The sequence below is a fragment of the Nocardiopsis sp. NPDC055879 genome (assembly GCF_053615935.1).
Map to the genome: position 1 here is coordinate 217178 of NZ_JBSHCT010000008.1, position 19412 is coordinate 236589.

Below are 19412 nucleotides of genomic sequence, written 5' to 3' on the forward strand. Positions count from 1 at the left end.
CCACCCCCTGGAGGAGACCACGTGCGTCGCCTGGCACTCGCCGCCGGAACCGCCCTCGTCCTGCTCGCCGCCCCGGCCTGCAACGCGGACGACGACGGACAGGAGTCCGCCAACGTCATCTCCCCCGGCGCCCCCGGAGAGTCCTCCACCCCCGCGACCGCCGAGGAGATCGCCGCGCTCGCCGAGGAACAGGGACACAACGAAGCCGACGTCACCTACCTGGTGATGATGATCGAACACCATTCCCAGGCCCTGGAGATGACCGACCTGGTCCCGGACCGTTACCGGCGCGACGGCGTCGAACGCATCGCCGACCGCATCGCCGCGGCCCAGGACCCGGAGATCTCCGCGATGGAGAGCTGGCTGGAGGAGAACATCTTCGGTCCGGCCCGGGACAACCCCGCCCACCAGAACTTCTGCGGTCTGGAGGGCGAGGGCGGCCACCACTCGGAGGGCGAGGACGTCCCCCTCTGTGACCTGGAGGTCGACCATGACGACATGCAGGGCATGGTCTCCGAAGAGGACATGCGACGGCTCACCGACGCCGAGGGCGACGAGTTCGACCACCTGTTCGTGGAATTGATGACCGCCCATCACGAGGGCGCGGTGGCCATGGCCGTGGACGTCCTCTCCGATGGACACGACCAGACCGTGATGCGGATGGCCAACGACCTCATCGCCGAGCAGAACACCGAGATCGCCCGCATGGAGGCGGTCCTGGAGGACGAGGACTGATCCTTCCCGGCCGAGCCCCCGGGGTGCCCCGGGCACCAGGTGGTCGCACACACGACGGGGCGCCCTCGCTCGATGCGAGGGCGCCCCTTGTCGTGCGAGAGCGGTTCAGGGCCGCACGGAATCGATCAGGCGGACTTCTCCTGGCGATCGTCGTCCTCCGGCTTGCGGCGCGGGACGATCGTAGGGTTGACGTGCTGCTCCACCGACTCGCGCGTGATGATCACCTGGCCGACGTCCTCCCGGCTGGGCACCTCGTACATCACCGAGAGCAGGACCTCCTCGATGATGGCGCGCAGACCACGGGCACCGGTACCGCGGATGATGCCCTGCTCGGCGATGGCCTCCAACGCGTCCTGGGTGAACTCCAGCTCCACGTTGTCCAGCTCGAACAGCCGCTGGTACTGCTTGACCAGGGCGTTGCGCGGTTCGGTGAGGATCTGGATCAGCGCGGCCTTGTCCAGGTTGTGCACGCTGGTGATCACCGGCAGACGACCGATGAACTCCGGGATCATCCCGAACTTGAGCAGGTCCTCCGGCATGACCTCGCCGAACAGCGCCCGCTCGGACTCCTCGGTCTTGGGCCGCAGCACGGCGTTGAAGCCCATGCCCTGCTGCCCGGTACGGGACTCGATGAGCTGTTCCAGCCCGGCGAAGGCGCCACCACAGATGAACAGCACGTTGGTGGTGTCGATCTGGATGAACTCCTGGTGCGGGTGCTTGCGCCCGCCCTGCGGCGGAACACTCGCGGTGGTGCCCTCCAGGATCTTCAGCAGCGCCTGCTGCACACCCTCCCCGGAGACGTCCCGGGTGATCGACGGGTTCTCGCTCTTACGGGCGACCTTGTCGACCTCGTCGATGTAGATGATCCCGGTCTCGGCCTTCTTGACGTCGTAGTCCGCGGCCTGGATCAGCTTCAAGAGGATGTTCTCGACGTCCTCGCCGACGTAACCGGCCTCGGTCAGCGCCGTGGCGTCGGCGATGGCGAAGGGAACGTTCAGGATCTTGGCGAGGGTCTGCGCCAGCAGGGTCTTGCCCGAACCGGTCGGACCCAGCAGCAGGATGTTGGACTTGGCGATCTCCACGTCCTCGTCACCGGGACGGTCGCCCTCGGAACGAACCCGCTTGTAGTGGTTGTACACCGCCACCGACAGAGCCTTCTTCGCCTGCTCCTGACCGATCACGTACGAGTCGAGGAAGTCGAAGATCTCCCGCGGCTTGGGAAGGGAATCCCACGTGAGCTCGGTGGCGTCGGCGAGTTCCTCTTCGATGATCTCGTTGCACAGATCGATGCACTCATCGCAGATGTACACGCCGGGGCCCGCGATGAGCTTTTTCACCTGCTTCTGGCTCTTACCGCAGAATGAGCACTTCAGCAGGTCCCCGCCGTCGCCGATGCGTGCCACCCAGCCACTCCTCAAAACTAAGGCCACCCCGCCCCCGACGCGTTTCACGTCGGACGGCACGGAAGCGAACTCCCGTGAATCTTCCGTCCACGACCGACCGGTCACGGACGGGGCGATCTGTGTGTCGCTCCCCGCCAGGGTAAGCGAAAAACCGGACCGGCTTCACCACCGGGTTGTTCCAGGCGGGTCCCGAACCGGTCCGGCGCATGCTTTACGAGGCCGGAGAACCCCTACCGGAACATCCACGCGAATGCGCGGAGTCCGGTTCGGCTCGGGGTTTCTCCGGCGGGTGCCCTACTTCAGGGAAGCCTTGCGGTAGGGCAACACGAAGTCGATGAGACCGTACTCGACGGCCTCCTCCGCGGTGAGGATCTTGTCGCGCTCGATGTCCTTGGACACCTGCTCGGGCGAGCGACCCGTGTGCTTGGACAGGGTCGTCTCCAGCTGCTGCCGGATCCGGGTGATCTCGTTGGCCTGGATCTCGATGTCGCTGGCCTGGCCGTGCATGCCCTCGGTGGCGGGCTGGTGGATCATCATGCGGGCGTTGGGCAGCGCGCCGCGCTTGCCCGGGGTGCCGCCCGCCAGCAGGATCGCGGCGGCCGACGCGGCCTGTCCGATGCACACCGTCTGGATGTCGGGGCGCACGAACTGCATGGTGTCGTAGATCGCCATGAGGGAGGTGAAGGAACCACCCGGCGAGTTGATGTACATCTGGATGTCCCGCTCGGAGTCGAGCTGCTCCAAGGTGATGAGCTGGGCCATCAAGTCGTTGGCGGAGACATCGTCGATCTGCACGCCGACGAAGATGATCCGCTCCTCGAAGAGCTTGTTGTACGGATTCATCTCCTTGACGCCGTACGACGTGCGCTCCACGTAGGACGGCAGCACGTAGCGGCTCTGGGGAGCCATCGAGGCCGCGCCGCCGATCAGACTGGGGTTGAACTCGGTCATTTCACGCCTTCCACGCACTACGCCGATCCATGGACTGGGTCAGGACAGCACTGAGTACGGTCAACTGGTCACATCGAGGGTGCCTTCGAGCACCTCGTCGATGAAGCCGTACTCCAGCGACTCCTGGGCCGTGAACCAGCGGTCCCGGTCGGCGTCCTTCTCGATCTGCTCGACCGTCTGCCCGGTGTGCTCGGAGATCTTCGTGATGAACATCTTCTTCACGTAGAGCAGCTGGTCCGCCAGGATCCGGATGTCGGAGGCGGTGCCCCCGATGCCACCGGACGGCTGGTGCATCATGACGCGGGTGTGCGGCAGCGCGTAACGCTTACCGGCCGCACCGGCGCACAGAAGCATCTGCCCCATGGACGCGGCCATACCGATACCCACGGTACGCACGTCGTTGGGGATGTACTGCATGACGTCATAGATCGCCATGCCCGCCGTCACGGAACCACCCGGCGAGTTGATGTACATGGTGATGTCCCGCTGGCGGTCCTCGGCGGACAGCAGCAGGAGCTCACCGACAAGGCGGTTGGCGATGTCGTCGTCGACCTGTTGGCCGAGGAACACGATTCGCTGGCGCAACAGGCGCTGAGGCGTCTGCTCAATAAAAGGGGAAAGTTGCGGGTCCGACGTACGAGCGTCGAATCCCGGGGACTCATCAAAGGTCGGCGGCACTCTCGTCACCTGCTCCGGAATCGAAACGGTTGCGATACAGCGACACTAACGCCGCTGGGCGTCGGGCTCGTCCGTATAACGTCCCTGTTCGCTTTGAGCGCAGGGTGCGGGAGGGGTGGAAGACACCTTTTCTCCTGACAGCGAACAAAGCACCACGGGCCCCGATCGCCCCGGTTCCGGGGCGGTCGGGGCCCGTGCGAACGCTACGGACCCGAAGGACTACTTGCTGTCGTCCTTGGCGTTCTCGTCGGCCTTCTCGGACTCGGCGGCGTCGTCTTCGACGACCTCCACGGTCTCGACGACCTCGACGTCCTCGGTGGCGGCGGCAGCGGCCTTGGCCGCGTCCTCCACCACGTCGGTGTCCTCGGACGCCTCGACCTGCGGGGTCTCGATGACGTTGCCGTCCTCATCGGTCACCTTGGCGTCGGCCAGGACCAGGTCCATGGCCTTGCCGCGGACGACCTCGGTGAAGGCGACGCGGATCTGGTTCGACTCGACCAGGTGCTGGGCCAGCTGGTCCGGGCTGACGCCCATGCGCTGGGCCTGCTCGAACACGTACTGGCTGAGCTCGCCCTGGTCGGCGCTCAGGTCCTCCTGGAGGGCCAGCTGGTCGAGGATGAAGCCGGCCTTGACCGCCGAGTTGGCGCCGGTCTTCAGCTCCTCCTCGAACTCCTCCTCGGTCTTCTCCTGCGACTCGAGGTAGGCCTCCTTGGTCAGACCGCTCTGGGCAAGCTGCTGCTCAAGGCTCTGGCGACGACGGGTGATCTCCTCGTCGACGACCGCGTCGGGCAGCGGCACCTCGACGGACTCGATGAGCTTCTCCAGCGCCTTGTCGCGGGCGGCGGAGAGCTGCTGCATGCGACGCACGTCGGCCATGCGCTTGCGCACGTCCTCGCGCAGCTCGTCGATGGTGTCGAACTCCGAGGCCAACTGGGCGAACTCGTCGTCCAGCTCCGGCAGCTCCTTCACCTTGACCGAGTGCACGGTGACGGTGACGTCGGCTTCCTCGCCCTCGTGGTCGCCACCCACCAGGGTGGTCTTGAAGGTGGCCTCGCCCTCGGCCTCCATGCCGCGCAGGGTCTCGTCGAGGCCCTCCAGCATGGCGTTGGTGCCGACCTCGTAGGAGTAGCCGCTCACGGCCACGTCCTCGAGCTTCTCACCGTCGACGGCCGCCGACAGGTCGATGGACAGGTGGTCGCCGTCCTCGATCGGACGGTCGGCGCCCACGAGCGTGGAGAAGCGCTCGCGCAGGGTGCCGATCTGCTCGTCGACCTGCTCATCGGTGGCGGCCGCGTTGTCGACGGTCACCTCGATGCCCTTGTAGTCCTTCACCTCGAACTTGGGGCGGACGTCGACCTCGGCGGTGAAGGCGAGCTCGTCGTTGTCCTCCAGCTTGGTGACCTCCACGTCGGGCTGACCGAGCGCGAAGATCTCCTCCTTCTGGATGGCTTCGTTGTAAAGCTCCGGAACGGCGTGGTTGACCGCTTCGCTGATCACCGCACCTCGGCCGACGTAGCGGTCGATCAGCCGCGCCGGTGCCTTGCCCGGGCGGAAGCCCTTGATCCGAACCTGCTTCGCGAGCGACTTGTAGGTCACGTCGAAAGCGTGCTCGAGCTCCTCGAAGGGCACCTCGATGGTCAGCTTGACCCGGGTCGGGCTGAGCTCCTCGACATCGGTCTTCACGGGGCGGTACTCCTAGGTTTGCCGGCTGGTGTCCGCGTCGGCCCGCAGTCGCACCACACGAACGGCGAATGCACGCGAGCACCCCGGACCGTGGAGACCACGTTCTACTGGGGTGCCCTGCGACGGGCTGGGACTTACAGTTTCCTGCTGATCGCACCAAGTCTAGGGCAGATACGCAGGGGGCCACGGCCGCCGGCCGAGAGGCCGGACGGCCGCGAAAGATTTCGTCGGGGTGGCGGGATTCGAACCCGCGGCCTCATGCTCCCAAAGCATGCGCGCTAACCAAGCTGCGCTACACCCCGTTGCCCGGCGGGGACACACCAATCCGAAAACGAGTGTGCGACCACCGCCCTGGAGACTGTACTCTTATCTCCAGCGGCAGGACGAGTCTAGAGGAAACTCAAGGGCTCTGAAGCCATGCGGGCGTAGTTCAATGGTAGAACCCCAGCCTTCCAAGCTGGTCATGCGAGTTCGATTCTCGTCGCCCGCTCCACTCGGAGCGAGCCGTGTGCCTCCAGGCACCGGCTCGTTCCGCTATTTCACCAGGGGGGCGACCCCCTCACCCCCGCCCCACTCGGAGCAAGCCCTATGCCTCCAAGCACCGGCCCGCTCCGCTATTTCACCAGGGGAACGACCCCCTGACCCCCGCTCCACTCGGAGCGAACCGCGCACCCCCCGACACCGGCCCGCTCCGCCATTTCACCAGGGGAACGACCCCCTCACCCCCGCCGCACCACTTTTCCGTTCCACATCGCGAACTCTTCACGTGATGGGACACACATACCGCTCACGGGGTTCCCGGCAACGTCCGTCACACCCGCGGTGAACACCGTTCGGTTCTCCTCCCCAGAGGCGGAATACCCCCGCCCGGCAGGTACGTTGACCTTTCGGGTGAGCCCGTCCACGCGAGCGGACGCGGACGCCCCTCGGTCGTATGGAGGGAACGGGGGCCACATGCGGGAATCTGGCACGGACGAGGCGTACCAAGCGGCCACGCCGCTGGGTCTGCGTTGGTTCGAACGACCGGACCCCCTCGAACGACCGGTCGTGGTCACCGGGGTCTTCGACGTACTGCACGTGGGACACATCCGATTCCTGGGTGCCATCGCCGAACGCGGCCACCCCCTCGTCGTGGGCATCGAGTCCGACGAGCGAGTGCGAGCCTGGAAGGGCCCCGAACGGCCGATCAACCCGGCCGAGGAACGGGCCGAGACCATCGCCGCGCTCGCCTGTGTGACCGGTTCCTTCATCATCGACGGACCCCCCACGGTCGCCGACTGGGCCGCCTACGCCGACCTGCTTCGCCCCCTGGCCCCCGCCGCCCTGGCCTTCACCGCCGGGGACCGCTACACCCAGGCCAAGATCCGCGGCGCGGAGGCGCTCGGCGCCCGCTCCTGGGAGCTGCCCTTCACCCCGGGCCGCTCCACCACGGCGGCGCTGGGTCGCCTCTCGCACTCGCTCTGAACCCTCGATTCCCCACCATCCCCCTCCCCCGCATGCTCGGGAAGCGGCACGGCCCCATCGGTGTTGACACATGCGTGGCGAACCGATGTACGAAACGAGGCCGTCGATGATGTCAGGGAGGCCCTCCTACAGGGCCCTGGTCAACGATGGGAGCGCGCGAGGGCAGAGGCTGCCCCCGGGGATCACCCGACGCATCCTGTCGTACGCCCGACCGCACTGGCGGTCGATCCTGTTGTTCCTGTTGGTCACCTCGATCGGCGCGGGCGTGGTGGTGGCCAACCCCCTGCTGCTGCGAGCCATCATCGACCAGGGAATCATCCCGGGGAACACCTCGGTGGTGGTGTGGTTGGCGGTCGCCGCGGGTGCTCTGGCCCTGCTGGAGGGCGTCATCACCCTGACCGGCCGGTGGTTGTCGGCCCGGATCGGGGAAGGCGTCATCTACCTGCTGCGCACCCAGGTGTTCGCCCACGTGCAGCGAATGTCGATCTCCTTCTTCACCCGCACCCAGACCGGTTCGCTGATCAGCCGCCTGAACACGGACGTGGTGGGCGCCCAGCGGGCGATCACCTCGGTACTGCAGTCGGTGGTGTCCAACCTCATCAGCGTGGTGGCCGTGCTCATCACCATGCTGGCCCTGTCCTGGCAGGTGACCCTGCTGGCGTTGGTACTGGTACCGCTGTTCATCGTGCCCGCGAAACTGCTGGGCCGCAGACTCGCGACCATCTCGCGCGACGCCATGGACAACAACGCGTCGATGAGCTCGCTGATGACCGAACGGTTCAACGTCGGCGGCGCCATGCTGGTGAAGCTGTACGGCCGTCCAGACGAGGAGAACCGCGGGTTCTCCGAGAAGGCCGCGCGCGTTCGTGACCTGGGAGTCCAGCAGGCGGTGTTCGGTGGCCTGCTGTTCACCATGCTCGCGACCATCACCGCGCTGGCCGTGGCGATGGTCTACGGCGCGGGCGGCCTGCTCGCGGTGCGGGGCTCCTTCGAGGTCGGCACCCTGGTCGCGCTCACCACCCTGCTGACACGGCTGTACGGTCCGGTGACCACCCTGTCCAACGTGCACGTGGAGATCATGACCGCCCTGGTGTCCTTCGACCGGGTCTTCGAGGTGCTGGACCTGGAACCGCAGATCAAGGAGGACCCGCACGCCCGGCCGTTGCCGGAGGGTCCGTTGAGCGTGGAGTTCGACCAGGTGTCCTTCCGTTACCCGGGCGCCGCCGGGTCGTCGGTGGCCTCCCTGGAACTGGCCCCACAGGCGGAGAAGGACGAGGACACCCAGGTGCTGAGCGGGGTGTCGTTCCACGCCGAACCGGGCCGGATGGTGGCGTTGGTGGGCCCCTCAGGTGCGGGAAAGAGCACGCTCACCCACCTGGTGTCACGACTGTACGACCCGACCGAGGGGCGGGTACGGGTGGGCGACCTGGACCTGCGTGAGGCGACCGGCGACTCCCTGCGTTCGGCGATCGGCGTGGTGACCCAGGACGCGCAGCTGTTCCACGACACCGTCGGCGCCAACCTGCGCTACGCGCGTCCGGAGGCCACCGACTCCGAGTTGGTCGAGGTGCTGCGCATGGCACGTCTGGGCACGCTTCTGGAGCAGCTGCCCCAGGGCCTGGACACCATGGTGGGAGATCGCGGTTACCGGCTCTCCGGGGGCGAGAAGCAGCGGCTGGCGATCGCTCGGTTGCTGTTGAAGGCGCCGTCGGTGGTGATCCTGGACGAGGCCACCGCCCACCTGGACTCGGAGTCGGAGGCCGCCGTTCAGGAGGCCCTGGCCGTTGCCTTGGAGGGGCGCACCTCCCTGGTGATCGCGCACCGGTTGGCGACCGTGCGGGAGGCCGACCAGATCCTCGTGCTGGAGGACGGGCGGATCCTGGAGCGCGGGTCACACGAGGAACTCCTCGGCGCGGGTGGCCTCTACACGGCGCTGTACCGCACCCAGTTCGCCCCGCAGAGTCGCTGACGGCCCACGGCGCGGTCCGGGCCTCCGGATCGCGCCAGTGCCGCGTCGGTCAGGGTTCACCCCGTCGCGGCACTAGACCTTCTCCGGCTTCTTCCTTTTCTTCTTGGACTTCTTGGACTTCTTCTTGTCCTTGCCGTCCTTCTTGCTCTTCTTCTGCGCCTTGGCGTCCTCGCCCTTGCCGTCCTTGGGCTTCTCGCGCTTGGGCTTCTTGCGTTTCTTCGGCTTCTTCGCGTCCTTGGAGGTGACGTGGTCCGCCAAGACCTCGGGAAGCGGGGCCAGACCGGGACCGCCCTCGAAGATCCAGTCGTCGACGGCTTCCAGCAGGTCGTCCTCGGTCATCTCACCCAGCCAGACGGGGCGGCCACCGGCGGCGCGGCCCATCGCGGAGGGCTGGACCACGACGACGTTGGCCTGGAAGCAGATGCCCAGACACTTGCTGGTGCGGACGGGAACACGGCGGGCGGAGTGGTCGTCGATGGCGCTCAGGCGGGCGAGCTGGGCGTCGTGGTCGACGCCGGGGACCTTCTTCTCCGTTCCGCAGCAGCATCCTCGACAGACCGTGAGTTTGCAGGGCGCGTCCTCGACCGCACTCATCCCCCACCCCCTCACCCGCTGGTCGGGTTCGCCTTATCCGGCCAGGGTAATCATTCGTAGCACCACCCTGACCAGCGGGTACTCGATCGGTTGGGTGATCTTCCGGTGTGGGGGCACCGAAACGGCGAGGAGCGGATGGGGCGCCCACTTTCGTGGACCCGCCCCACCCGCCCCGTGTTCCGAGGAATCTTCGCCCGGCTCGAAACTATCCGCGCCGGTCGTCCTCGTCGGAACGGCCCTGTCCGCGGTCCTTCGAATCGCCGGTGTCCTCCTCCGAACGCCCCGCCCCGTCACCCTGCTTGCGCAGGTAGTCGGTGGCCGCGCCGGAGGCCTTGTCGATCTTGTCGTCGTGGGCGCCGCCCGTGGCCTTCTTCGCGGCGTCGGCGGCCTTCCCCACCAGACCCTCGGCCTTGTCCGCGTTGTCCTCGACCGTCTTGCGCAGCTTGTTGAACGCGTCACCCGCACCGGCCATGGTCTCCCCCTGGGGTCGTCGTCGATCGTCCGGGCCCACCCCGGGTTTCTCCGGGGTCCGCCCTGGTCACCCATCGTACGGAAGAGGGCATGGTTCAAGACACCTCTTCGACCGACGAGTTCGTCGGACGGGCCCCGTTCCGGTCAGATCCCCAGCACCGCGCGCGCGATCGCGAAGTAGATGAGCAGGCCGGTGGCGTCCACGAGTGTGGCCACCATCGGGGAGGAGACCACCGCCGGGTCCACTCCGACCTTGCGGGCGAGCAGCGGCATCGACGAGCCGATGATCGCCGCCCAGGTGCAGATCGCGACCACCGACAGGGCGACCGCCACCGCGACCGCGAAACCCACGAGCAACGAGCCGATGGCCAGGGCCAGGAGCGCGAGGATCACGCCCAGCAACAGGCCGACCCGGCTCTCCTTCCAGATCACCGATGGAAGGTCGCGCACCCGCACCTCGCCGACGGCCAGGGCGCGCACGATGGCCGTCGCCGACTGGGCTCCGACGTTGCCGCCGGTGCCGATGAGCATGGGCACGAACATGGCCAGCGCCGTCACCTGTTCCAACGTCGCCTCGTACACCTGCATGACGTTGACGGTGAACGTGGCGGCGACGATGAGCAGCATCAACCACACCGACCGTGCCCCCACCAGACGGAGCACTCCGACCGAGGCGTAGTGGTCGTCGATGGGACTGGCACCGGACTGGAGCGCCATGTCCTCGGAGTCGGCGGCCTCGATGACCTCAAGGGCGTCGTCGACGGTGAGCATGCCGACGAAACGGTCCTCGGAGTCCATCACGGGCAGGGCGACCAGGTTGGCCTCCTGCATGAGTCGGGCTGCGTCCTCGACGGGTTCGTAGGCGCGAACCCGAGGCGCGAACACGTCCACCAGGTCCTTGAGGATCATGTCGACGTCGCTGACCACCAGGTCGCTGAGGGTGACGGTGCCGACCACACGGCGGCCGTCGCTGACCACCGGCAACGTGTAGATGATCTCGGCGCCGGCCCCCTTGGCGCGGACCACCTCCAGCGCGCGGCCGACGGTGAGGTCACGGTGCAGGACGACCGTCTCGGGGGTCATGTACCGACCGACGGAATCCTCGGGGTAGCCCAGGAGGGCGGCGGTCATCCTGCGTTCGGAGGGGCTCAGGCCGGCCAGGGCACGGGTGGCGATCTTGGCGGGGGCCTCCCCGATGAGCCTGGCGCGGTCGTCGGGCTCCATTTCCTCCAGGAGGTCGTGGAAGTCGGTTCCACGCAGGCCCAGGAGGATGTTCTGCTGTTGGCTCGAATCGAGTTCCTCGAACACCTCCAGCTCCCGGTCCTTGTCCAGGAGCCGGAAGGGGATGATCGCCTCGCGTCCGGTCATGCGGGAGAGTTCGTCCGCGATCTCGTGGGGCCTGTGTTCGGCCAACCAGAGTCTGATCCCGGTCAGGTCGTTCGTCTCGACCAGATCGATGAGTTCTTCAGCGCGCTCGCCGTCCATGCGAAGCACCCCCTTGCATCGCCGGGGCCCGGCGCACACGTCCGCCGGGCCGGTGGTTCGGGAAAGGTCCGGCCCCTCGTCGCTGGTGGGGTCGGCCGTGCGAGCGTCGGCGTCTGGGGGGACGGGGAGGGCGGGCACGGCGATCCGGGGACGTGTACGAAGAACCTCGTACGGGGTCGGGGAACATGACGACCCTACCTCTGGCGGCGGCCGTCCGGTCTCATCCGGGACCCGTCGGCGCGGGGCGTTCGCCCATGAGCGCGCGGTGGGGTCTTCAGTTGCGCCAGAGGACGACGAGCGCGCAGTCGTCGTTCTTGTCCTTGCTGAGGGTGTCGACGATCTCGCTCGCCCCGGTGGCGAATCCCTGGGTGACCAGGGTGTCCGCGGCGCCGAGGAGTTTGTCGATGCCGGCGTCCAGGTCCTCGCCGGGGGTCTCGATGAGCCCGTCGGTGCAGAGCATGATGGCGTCGCCGGGACGGAGCCCGCCCTCGACGAAGGTGTAGGTCAACTCCGGGATCACGCCGAGGACCACGCCCTTGGCCTCGGTGGTGCTCCATACCCCGCCGCCGCCGTCGTAGTGCAGGGCGGGCGGGTGCCCGGCGGAGGCCACCTGGTACTCGCCGGTGACGATGTCCACGCTCAGGTGGACGGCCGTGACGAAGCCCTCACCGCCGCTGTTGCGCATGAGGTAGTCGTTGCAGTGGGCGAGGAAGTCGCGGGCGGGCACCGCGCCGATGAGTCCGCTGAAGGCACCGGAAAGCAGCAGGGCCCGGGTCCCGGCGTCCACCCCCTTGCCGGACACGTCCACGAGAGCGACGTCGAGCCGGTTCTCCCGAAGGATCGAGACCACGAAGTCGCCACCGAAGGAGGAACCGCCGGCCTGACGCAGCACGGCGGTGCGCCCCCATCCCTTGGGGAGCTTGGGCAGCCGACCCTGGTGGCGTAGTCGGTCGCGCAGGTCCAGCAGCATCATCTCGCCGCTGAGCCCCTGCACTCCGAGGCGTTCGCGCAGCCCGGACAGCAGGTACGAGAGCACGGCGGTGACCCCGATGGTGACCAGCAGCCCCGGCCCCACCTGACCGAAGTCGAGCATGTAGGCCACGAACACCAGGACCGCGGCGACCACGGCCAGCAGGAACGCCAGGCTCTTGCGTTTGAGGAGCAGGCCACCGGCGAGAACGGTGAGGATGGTGGAGCTGGGTGGGAACCAACCGGTGGGACCCCACACGGCCCCCACCCCGATGCCCACGGCCAGGGTCACCAGGGTGATGAGGACGAGCCGGTAGCGGAACAACACCTTGCGCCGGAGCACCGCGACGAGCCGCTGCGCGGTCGAGCGCAACAGCCGGGTGGTCTTGGCGGTCGGTGTGGAGTTCATGGGTCCTCGCGATCGGCGCGCCCGCTTCGCTCGCGGGGGTTACTCCTGGTCGTCGTACGGCGCACCGCCGCGGCCGGGGTCGCGTCGGGGCGGATCTCGCGTCGGCGGGCCGGGGGCTCGTGGGGGATCACCCGAAAGGAGTGGCGGTCGCCCGGAGGGTGACACCATCGCACCGCGGATGGCTCTGACCCGCCGCTGTGCACGAACTGTAGCGCTTGGGGCCTCGAAGTGGCACGTGCATCCGGGCCGGATCCGCCCCACTATCCCGGGTTTGGGGTCCGCCTAAACCCGTGGGGACGCGCCCTCGGCGGGCCGCGCCGTACCTGGTCACGCACCAGGATCCCCTGGCCGCCGCCGGCGTCGGTGGCGACCCCCGGGAGCGTTCGCCCCGATCCCCGACGACACGGCGTGTCCCGCCCCGGAAACACGAAGGGCCCCCACGGTGGGCGGGGACCCGGTCCGGCCGCTCGTGGCGGGCCATCGACGAGACGTTACGGAAGCGGGGGCAGTTCGCCGGTCCGCTCGTAGTCACCGAGCATCGCGATGCGGCGGGTGTGCCGCTCCTCGTCGCTGTAGGGGGTGGTCAGGAAGAGTTCCACGAACCGGGTGGACTCCTCCAGGGAGTGCATCCGCCCACCGATGCCGAGCACGTTCGCGTCGTTGTGCTCGCGCGCCAGTTTGGCGGTGTCCTCGCTCCAGGCCAGGGCCGCACGAACGCCCTCGACCTTGTTGGCGGCGATCTGCTCGCCGTTGCCGGAGCCACCGATGACGATTCCCAGGGAACCCGGGTCCTTCGCCACGCCCTCGGCGGCGCGCAGGACGAACGGCGGGTAGTCGTCCACCGCGTCGTAGACGGCCGGCCCGGCGTCCACGACCTCGTGGCCCCGCTCCTTCAGCCAGGAGACGAGGTGTTCTTTGAGCTCGAAGCCCGCATGATCTGATCCAAGGTAAACACGCACGTCACCAGTGTGACAGCTTCCACGCACGAAAAACGCCGCGCCCCACCCGTGAACGTTCGGGTGGGGCGCGGCGGAGCGTGTGGGAGGCGTACGCCTCGTCCGTGGGCCGCTCAGACTCCGGCCGCGGCGGCGGCGACGCTCAGCCCGAGAGCGGCGAAGCCCGCCATCGACAAGATGGCGATCACGTTGCTGATAAGGATCGACTTGAGGTCCTTACTCAGAGGACCTGCCTTGGAGACCGCAGGCTTGTTGCTCAACTCACACCTCGTTTGGTTTCGACCGGGGATGCCCGATCGGGATCTTCCCACACCGCACAACACACGCTTCACCGGGGGTGATTCCCCGCGAACGCGGTCCCGCGAAGTGACACCTCCCACAGGCGCCCCCGGCCACAACGACCCCGGATGCTACATCTGTACGGCCTTGACCTCGCAGAACTCCACCAGACCGGGCAGACCCCACTCCCGACCGTTGCCCGAGCGCTTGTATCCGCCGAAGGGCGCGAGCGGGTTGAGGGCGCCGCCGTTGAGCTCCACCTGACCGGCGCGCAGCCTACGGGCCACCTCCAGCCCCTGCTCGGAGTCGCCCGACCACACGGCCGCGCTGAGCCCGTAGACGGTGTCGTTGGCGATGCCGACCGCCTCCTCCACCGTGTCGTAGGGGATGAGCGCCAGGACCGGGCCGAAGATCTCCTCCTGGGCGATGCGCATGTCGTTGCGCACGTCCGCGAAGACCGTCGCCCGCACGAAGTAGCCCTTCTCGTGGCCCTCCACCGGCTCGGAGCCGCCGGTGACCAGGCGAGCCCCCTCCTTCACACCGAGGTCGATGTAGGAACGGACCTTCTCCAACTGGGTGGCGGAGACCAACGGGCCCAGGCGGGTGCCCTCGTCGGTCGGGTCGCCCGGGACGTACTTGGCGACGGACGCGGCGGCCAGTTCCACGGCCTCCTCGTAGGAGTCGCGGTGCACCAACATGCGGGTGAGCGCGTTGCAGCTCTGCCCGGTGTTGCGCATGACGTCGGCGACACCGCGCTTGACCGCCTGCGTCAGGTCGGCGTCGGGCAGGATCACGTTGGGCGACTTACCGCCCAGTTCCAGGGCGACCCGCTTGACCGTCTCGGCCGCCACCTGGGACACCCTGGTCCCGGCGCGGGTGGAGCCGGTGAAGGAGACCATGTCGACCTTCGGGTGCGCGGCGATGGCCTCGCCCACCACCGGGCCCGTGCCGCTGACCAGGTTGAACACACCGGCCGGGAGCCCGCTCTCCTCGAACACCTCGGTCAGGGCGTAGGCGCCCAGCGGGGCGACCTCACTGGGCTTGAGCACCACGGTGTTTCCCGCCAACAGGGCGGGGACCACCTTGAGCACGATCTGGTGCAGCGGGTAGTTCCACGGGGTGATGGCGCCGACCACGCCGATCGGTTCGTGCACCACCAGGGAGTTGCCGACCTTCTCACCGGTGAAGTAGCGCTCCCCGTGCTGCTCCACCAGGTCGATGTAGGTGCTGAACATCAGGGAGGGGAGGCCGACCTGCACCTTGGTGGCGAAGCCGGTGGGCGCGCCCATGTCCTCGGTCATGATCGCGGCGATGTCCTTCTGCCGCGCGGCGAACAGCTTCAGGGCCTTGGTCAGGTGGGTGACGCGCTGCCCCGGAGTGAGCGCGGACCACCCCTCGAACGCGGTGGCCGCGGCCTCGACCGCGGCGTCGACATCAGCGGTGGATCCGGCCGGAACCGTGTCGATGACCTGCTCGGTCGCAGGGTTGATCACGTCCAGGGCCTCGTCGGAGGTGGAATCGCGCCAGGCGCCATCGATGTAGAGGGATCGCATGACACCACCTTCGCAGAACGGGATTCGGGTTGGCCATACCCCCCGACGGCGAACGACCCGGTATCCGTGGTTTCACGGATACCGGGTCGTGTTCTCTGCGTCTTCGCCGGCGCTTCGGCGCGTGTTCGGGGCCTTCGCAGACGGTTCCTCATCGTCGTCTACGCCCACCACCCTCAACGGGCATCCCCTGTGACCCCCGTGGTGGTGTCCGGGTGGGCCGGGCTCAGCCCCAGTGCGGGGGGCGGTCGGCGATCAGTCGCGCCGTGGAGTCCTCCTCGGTGTCGCCCCACCCCTCGGCGCGCTCGTCGCCGGTGATGTCGGGCAGGATCTCCAGGTCATCGAAGAAGTCGACGCGACGGTCGTCATCCGGCCCGGGCATGGGTTCCTCCAGGGTGGGTCAGTCGAAGATGGGGTCACGGGTGCGGGTGCGCTTGAGCTCGAAGAAGCCGTCGATCCCGGCGACCAGACGCACGCCGTCCCACAGCTTCCCGGCCTCCTCGCCGCGCGGCGTCGGGGAGACGACGGGGCCGAAGAACGAGACACCCTCGACCTGGACGACGGGGGTACCGACGTCCTCGCCGACCAGCTTCATCGCCTCGGCGTGCGAGGCCCGCAGGGCCTCATCGTATTCGGTGGAGTCCGCGGCCTCGGCCAGGTCCGCCGGCAGGTCGGCGTCGGCCAGCGCGGCGCGGATCGTCTCGATGGCCTGGGGCTCGCCCTGGTTGTGGAAACGGGTGCCCAGCGCCGTGTAGAGGCGGTCCAGGACCTCGGGTCCGAAGCGCTGTTCGGCGGCGACGCACACACGCACCGCCTTCCAGGAGCGTTCGATCCCCTTCTTGTACTCCTCGGGCAGGTCCCGACCCTCGTTGAGGACGCCCAGGCTCATCACGTGCCAACGCACCCTCACCTGGCGTACCTTCTCCACCTCCAACAGCCAGCGAGAGGTCATCCAGGCCCACGGGCACGCGGGGTCGAACCACATGTCGGCCCAGACGACCTGATCGCCCTGCTGTTCGGGGGTCTGCGTCATTTTCCGGTACTCCTCGTCGAGTGGGTCGCGAACTTTCGTCGCGTAGATCCACAACCCCACGCATCGGTTGCGCATTCCGCACCCGCGCGTGGCAGGATCGAAGCCGATGGACGACCTCCGGCCCGACGAGGCCCGCCCCCGGCTGATCCGCTGGTCGGTGGGCTCGCCGTGACCGGCAATGAGACTCCGGCCGGCGAAGACGGCGGCCGCGAAGGGAGCTTTGCGTGGCAGGGAACCTCACAAGGGACGAGGCCCGGGAGCGGGCGCGCATCCTCGGCGTCGACTCCTACGACGTGGAGCTGGACCTGACGACCGGGGGCGAGACCTTCCGGTCCACCACCACGGTGCGTTTCTCCTCCTCCGAACCGGGTGCCCGTACCTTCATCGACCTGGTCGCGCCCACGGTGCGGGAGGCCACCCTCAACGGCGTGGAGCTCGACGTGGCCGCGCTGTTCGACGGTGAGCGGTTGGCCCTGCCCGACGTCGCGGCCGACAACGAGCTGACCGTGGTCGCCGACGCCGCCTACATGCGCACCGGTGAGGGCCTGCACCGCTTCGTCGACCCGGTCGACGAGGCCGTGTACCTGTACTCGCAGTTCGAGACCGCCGACGCGCAGCGTATGTTCACGTGCTTCGACCAGCCCGACCTGAAGGGCACGTTCGAGCTGACCGTGTACGCGCCGCCGTCCTGGGAGGTCGTGTCCAACAGCGCTCCCGACGTCGAGCGTGAGGCGGCCGGGGACGAGCGCGTGCGCTGGCACTTCCCCGCCACCCCGGTGATGTCCACCTACATCACGGCGCTCATCGCCGGTCCCTACCACGTGGTCCGCGACGAGCACGACGGCATCCCGCTGGGCCTGTACTGCCGCGCGTCCCTGGCCGAGCACCTGGACTCCGACGCCCTGTTCGAGGTCACCAAGCAGGGCTTCGACTTCTTCCACGGCCTGTTCGACGTGCGCTACGCCTTCGGCAAGTACGACCAGCTGTTCGTGCCGGAGTTCAACGCCGGGGCGATGGAGAACGCCGGCGCCGTCACCTTCCTGGAGGACTACGTCTTCCGGTCCCGGGTCACCGACGCCCGCTATGAGCGTCGCGCCGAGACCATCCTGCACGAGATGGCGCACATGTGGTTCGGTGACCTGGTCACCATGCGCTGGTGGGACGATCTGTGGCTGAACGAGTCCTTCGCAACCTACGCCAGCGTCTACTGCCAGGCCAACGCCACCAAGTGGACCGACGCGTGGACCACCTTCGCCAACGTCGAGAAGGCGTGGGCGCTGCGCCAGGACCAGCTGCCCTCCACCCACCCGATCGCCGCCGACATGGTCGACATCCAGGCGGTCGAGGTCAACTTCGACGGCATCACCTACGCCAAGGGCGCCTCGGTGCTCAAGCAGCTCGCGGCGTACGTGGGCGTGGACGACTTCTTCGCGGGCGTTCGCGCCTACTTCAAGGAGAACGCGTTCGGCAACACCGAGCTGAAGGACCTCTTCAAGCACTTGGAGGCCGCTTCGGGTCGGGACCTGTCCGGCTGGTCGCGCGAGTGGCTGGAGACCACGGGCGTCAACACCATGCGCCCGGAGTTCGAGGTGGACGCCGACGGGAACTTCACGTCCTTCGCGATCCTGCAGGAGGCCCCCACCGAGCACCCGACCCTGCGCTCGCACCGTCTGGCCGTCGGCCTGTACGACCGCACCGAGAACGGCATCGTGCGTCGTGAGCGCGTGGAGCTGGACGTGAGCGGCGAGCGTACCGAGGTGCCCGAGCTGGTCGGTCAGTCCCGCCCCGACCTGGTACTGATCAACGACGACGACCTCACCTTCACCAAGATCCGGTTGGACGAGCGTTCCCTGCGCACCGTGATCGAGGGCGTCGGTGAGATCCGCGAGTCACTGCCCCGGGCCCTGGCCTTCGGCGCCGCCTGGGACATGACCCGCGACGGTGAGATGGCCGCCCGCGACTACGTCGAGCTGGTCATCTCCGGGATCAGCGGCGTGAGCGACGTCATGGTCGCCCAGACCCTGCTGCGGCAGGCCGCGGGCGCCATCGTCAACTACGCCGACCCGGCCTGGCGTCCCGTCGGCTTCGAGAAGCTGGGGACCCGTCTGCGCGAGCTGCTGTCCTCCGCCGAGCCCGGTGGCGACCTGCAGCTGGCCTACGTCAACGCGCTCGCGTCGGTGGCGGTCACCGAGGCCGACCTGTCACTGCTGCGTGGGCTGCTGGACGGCGCGCTCACCGTGGACGGGCTGACCGTCGACACCGACCTGCGTTGGACCCTGCTGCACCGTCTGGTCGCCGCCGGTGAGGCGGGCGAGACCGAGATCGCCGCCGAGTCGAAGGCCGACCCCACCGCCGCGGGTCAGCGCAACGCCGCCGGAGCCCGGGCCGCCGTGCCCACCTCGGAGGCCAAGGAGGCCGCCTGGGAGCGGATCGTCGGTGGCGACCTGGCCAACGCCGAGTTCCGCTCGGTGCTGCTGGGCTTCACCGAGCCGCTGCAGTCGGACCTGTACCGCCCCTTCCTGGACCGGTACTTCACGCAGTTGGCCCCGGCCTGGGACAAGTGGACCGGTGAGTTCGCCCAGACCTTCGCCGAGGTCGCCTACCCGAGCCACCTGGTCGAGGAGGGGACGCTGGAGCGCACGGACGCCTACATCGCCGAACACTCCCCCGCCCCGGCGCTGCGCCGGCTGCTGATCGAGGGCAAGGCCGGGGTGGAGCGCGCCCTGCGCGCCCGCGCCACGGACATCGCCGCCGGCCAGGCCTGACGCCGGGTTGAACACACG

17 protein-coding genes and 2 tRNA genes are annotated in these 19412 nt (G+C 68.2%); 5 read left to right on the forward strand and 14 right to left on the reverse strand.

Annotated elements, in window-relative coordinates; genetic code table 11:
• Nucleotides 1-21: 21 nt before the first annotated feature.
• Entirely contained in the window at nucleotides 22-735 is a 714-nt protein-coding gene (locus ACWGKS_RS11855; protein WP_358509478.1) for a DUF305 domain-containing protein, read from the forward strand.
• 125 nt (nucleotides 736-860) lie between these two features.
• Here the strand turns inward: ACWGKS_RS11855 and clpX are convergent, their stop codons facing one another.
• The 5 genes from clpX to ACWGKS_RS11880 form a co-directional block, all read right to left on the reverse strand.
• Nucleotides 861-2138, reverse strand: coding sequence for an ATP-dependent Clp protease ATP-binding subunit ClpX (gene clpX / locus ACWGKS_RS11860; RefSeq protein WP_358509474.1), 1278 nt, complete (start codon nucleotides 2136-2138; stop codon nucleotides 861-863).
• A gap of 294 nt (nucleotides 2139-2432) precedes the next feature.
• On the reverse strand, nucleotides 2433-3089 hold the full coding sequence (locus ACWGKS_RS11865) for an ATP-dependent Clp protease proteolytic subunit (RefSeq protein ID WP_358509471.1): 657 nt from the start codon (nucleotides 3087-3089) through the stop codon (nucleotides 2433-2435).
• A gap of 60 nt (nucleotides 3090-3149) precedes the next feature.
• Complete coding sequence (locus ACWGKS_RS11870) at nucleotides 3150-3698, reverse strand: ClpP family protease (protein ID WP_067602127.1); 549 nt, start codon at nucleotides 3696-3698, stop codon at nucleotides 3150-3152.
• 288 nt (nucleotides 3699-3986) lie between these two features.
• Nucleotides 3987-5450 (reverse strand): trigger factor, encoded by a 1464-nt coding sequence (gene tig, locus ACWGKS_RS11875; protein WP_452522568.1) that lies wholly within the window; start codon nucleotides 5448-5450, stop codon nucleotides 3987-3989.
• A gap of 227 nt (nucleotides 5451-5677) precedes the next feature.
• A tRNA-Pro gene (locus ACWGKS_RS11880) sits at nucleotides 5678-5752 on the reverse strand.
• A gap of 117 nt (nucleotides 5753-5869) precedes the next feature.
• Between ACWGKS_RS11880 and ACWGKS_RS11885 the strand changes: the two genes are divergently transcribed.
• The 3 genes from ACWGKS_RS11885 (at nucleotide 5870) to ACWGKS_RS11895 (ending at nucleotide 8883) form a co-directional block, all read left to right on the forward strand.
• Nucleotides 5870-5943, forward strand: a tRNA-Gly gene (locus ACWGKS_RS11885).
• Between the two features lie 461 nt (nucleotides 5944-6404).
• A complete protein-coding gene (locus tag ACWGKS_RS11890; RefSeq protein WP_358509464.1) occupies nucleotides 6405-6914 on the forward strand; it encodes an adenylyltransferase/cytidyltransferase family protein in 510 nt (169 codons plus the stop codon).
• Nucleotides 6915-7020: 106 nt separating this feature from the next.
• A complete protein-coding gene (locus ACWGKS_RS11895; RefSeq protein WP_358509461.1) occupies nucleotides 7021-8883 on the forward strand; it encodes an ABC transporter ATP-binding protein in 1863 nt (620 codons plus the stop codon).
• A gap of 72 nt (nucleotides 8884-8955) precedes the next feature.
• Here ACWGKS_RS11895 and ACWGKS_RS11900 read toward each other — a convergent pair whose 3' ends face one another.
• The 9 genes from ACWGKS_RS11900 to ACWGKS_RS11940 form a co-directional block, all read right to left on the reverse strand.
• On the reverse strand, nucleotides 8956-9477 hold the full coding sequence (locus tag ACWGKS_RS11900; protein ID WP_358509458.1) for a (2Fe-2S) ferredoxin domain-containing protein: 522 nt from the start codon (nucleotides 9475-9477) through the stop codon (nucleotides 8956-8958).
• Nucleotides 9478-9682: 205 nt separating this feature from the next.
• The gene (locus tag ACWGKS_RS11905) at nucleotides 9683-9949 is read right to left on the reverse strand and encodes an Rv0909 family putative TA system antitoxin (RefSeq protein WP_358509455.1); all 267 of its coding nucleotides are present in this window, start codon (nucleotides 9947-9949) and stop codon (nucleotides 9683-9685) included.
• A gap of 143 nt (nucleotides 9950-10092) precedes the next feature.
• Nucleotides 10093-11433 carry a magnesium transporter gene (gene mgtE, locus ACWGKS_RS11910; protein WP_358509452.1) on the reverse strand — a complete coding sequence of 447 codons (1341 nt, stop codon included), beginning with the start codon at nucleotides 11431-11433 and terminating at the stop codon, nucleotides 10093-10095.
• Nucleotides 11434-11707: 274 nt separating this feature from the next.
• Nucleotides 11708-12811, reverse strand: coding sequence for a PP2C family protein-serine/threonine phosphatase (locus ACWGKS_RS11915; RefSeq protein ID WP_358509449.1), 1104 nt, complete (start codon nucleotides 12809-12811; stop codon nucleotides 11708-11710).
• Between the two features lie 491 nt (nucleotides 12812-13302).
• A complete protein-coding gene (locus ACWGKS_RS11920) occupies nucleotides 13303-13770 on the reverse strand; it encodes a ribose-5-phosphate isomerase (protein WP_358509446.1) in 468 nt (155 codons plus the stop codon).
• 110 nt (nucleotides 13771-13880) lie between these two features.
• On the reverse strand, nucleotides 13881-14027 hold the full coding sequence (locus tag ACWGKS_RS11925; RefSeq protein ID WP_358509443.1) for a hypothetical protein: 147 nt from the start codon (nucleotides 14025-14027) through the stop codon (nucleotides 13881-13883).
• A 150-nt stretch (nucleotides 14028-14177) separates the two neighbouring features.
• Nucleotides 14178-15599, reverse strand: coding sequence for an aldehyde dehydrogenase family protein (locus ACWGKS_RS11930; protein ID WP_358509440.1), 1422 nt, complete (start codon nucleotides 15597-15599; stop codon nucleotides 14178-14180).
• A gap of 223 nt (nucleotides 15600-15822) precedes the next feature.
• On the reverse strand, nucleotides 15823-15978 hold the full coding sequence (locus ACWGKS_RS11935) for a hypothetical protein (RefSeq protein WP_200816045.1): 156 nt from the start codon (nucleotides 15976-15978) through the stop codon (nucleotides 15823-15825).
• A gap of 18 nt (nucleotides 15979-15996) precedes the next feature.
• On the reverse strand, nucleotides 15997-16629 hold the full coding sequence (locus ACWGKS_RS11940; RefSeq protein ID WP_358509437.1) for a DsbA family protein: 633 nt from the start codon (nucleotides 16627-16629) through the stop codon (nucleotides 15997-15999).
• A gap of 224 nt (nucleotides 16630-16853) precedes the next feature.
• Between ACWGKS_RS11940 and pepN the strand changes: the two genes are divergently transcribed.
• Nucleotides 16854-19394 (forward strand): aminopeptidase N, encoded by a 2541-nt coding sequence (gene pepN / locus ACWGKS_RS11945; protein WP_452456562.1) that lies wholly within the window; start codon nucleotides 16854-16856, stop codon nucleotides 19392-19394.
• The last annotated feature ends 18 nt before the right edge of the window (nucleotides 19395-19412 follow it).

Excerpts from the sequence above, each read along its gene's own strand:
- ACWGKS_RS11865 (WP_358509471.1), bottom strand. The coding sequence starts at position 3,089 with ATGACCGAGTTCAACCCCAGTCTGATCGGCGGCGCGGCCTCGATGGCT.
- ACWGKS_RS11890 (WP_358509464.1), top strand. The coding sequence starts at position 6,405 with ATGCGGGAATCTGGCACGGACGAGGCGTACCAAGCGGCCACGCCGCTG.
- ACWGKS_RS11895 (WP_358509461.1), top strand. The coding sequence starts at position 7,021 with ATGATGTCAGGGAGGCCCTCCTACAGGGCCCTGGTCAACGATGGGAGC.
- ACWGKS_RS11900 (WP_358509458.1), bottom strand. The coding sequence starts at position 9,477 with ATGAGTGCGGTCGAGGACGCGCCCTGCAAACTCACGGTCTGTCGAGGA.
- ACWGKS_RS11905 (WP_358509455.1), bottom strand. The coding sequence starts at position 9,949 with ATGGCCGGTGCGGGTGACGCGTTCAACAAGCTGCGCAAGACGGTCGAG.
- mgtE (WP_358509452.1), bottom strand. The coding sequence starts at position 11,433 with ATGGACGGCGAGCGCGCTGAAGAACTCATCGATCTGGTCGAGACGAAC.
- ACWGKS_RS11915 (WP_358509449.1), bottom strand. The coding sequence starts at position 12,811 with ATGAACTCCACACCGACCGCCAAGACCACCCGGCTGTTGCGCTCGACC.
- ACWGKS_RS11930 (WP_358509440.1), bottom strand. The coding sequence starts at position 15,599 with ATGCGATCCCTCTACATCGATGGCGCCTGGCGCGATTCCACCTCCGAC.
- ACWGKS_RS11935 (WP_200816045.1), bottom strand. The coding sequence starts at position 15,978 with ATGCCCGGGCCGGATGACGACCGTCGCGTCGACTTCTTCGATGACCTG.
- ACWGKS_RS11940 (WP_358509437.1), bottom strand. The coding sequence starts at position 16,629 with ATGACGCAGACCCCCGAACAGCAGGGCGATCAGGTCGTCTGGGCCGAC.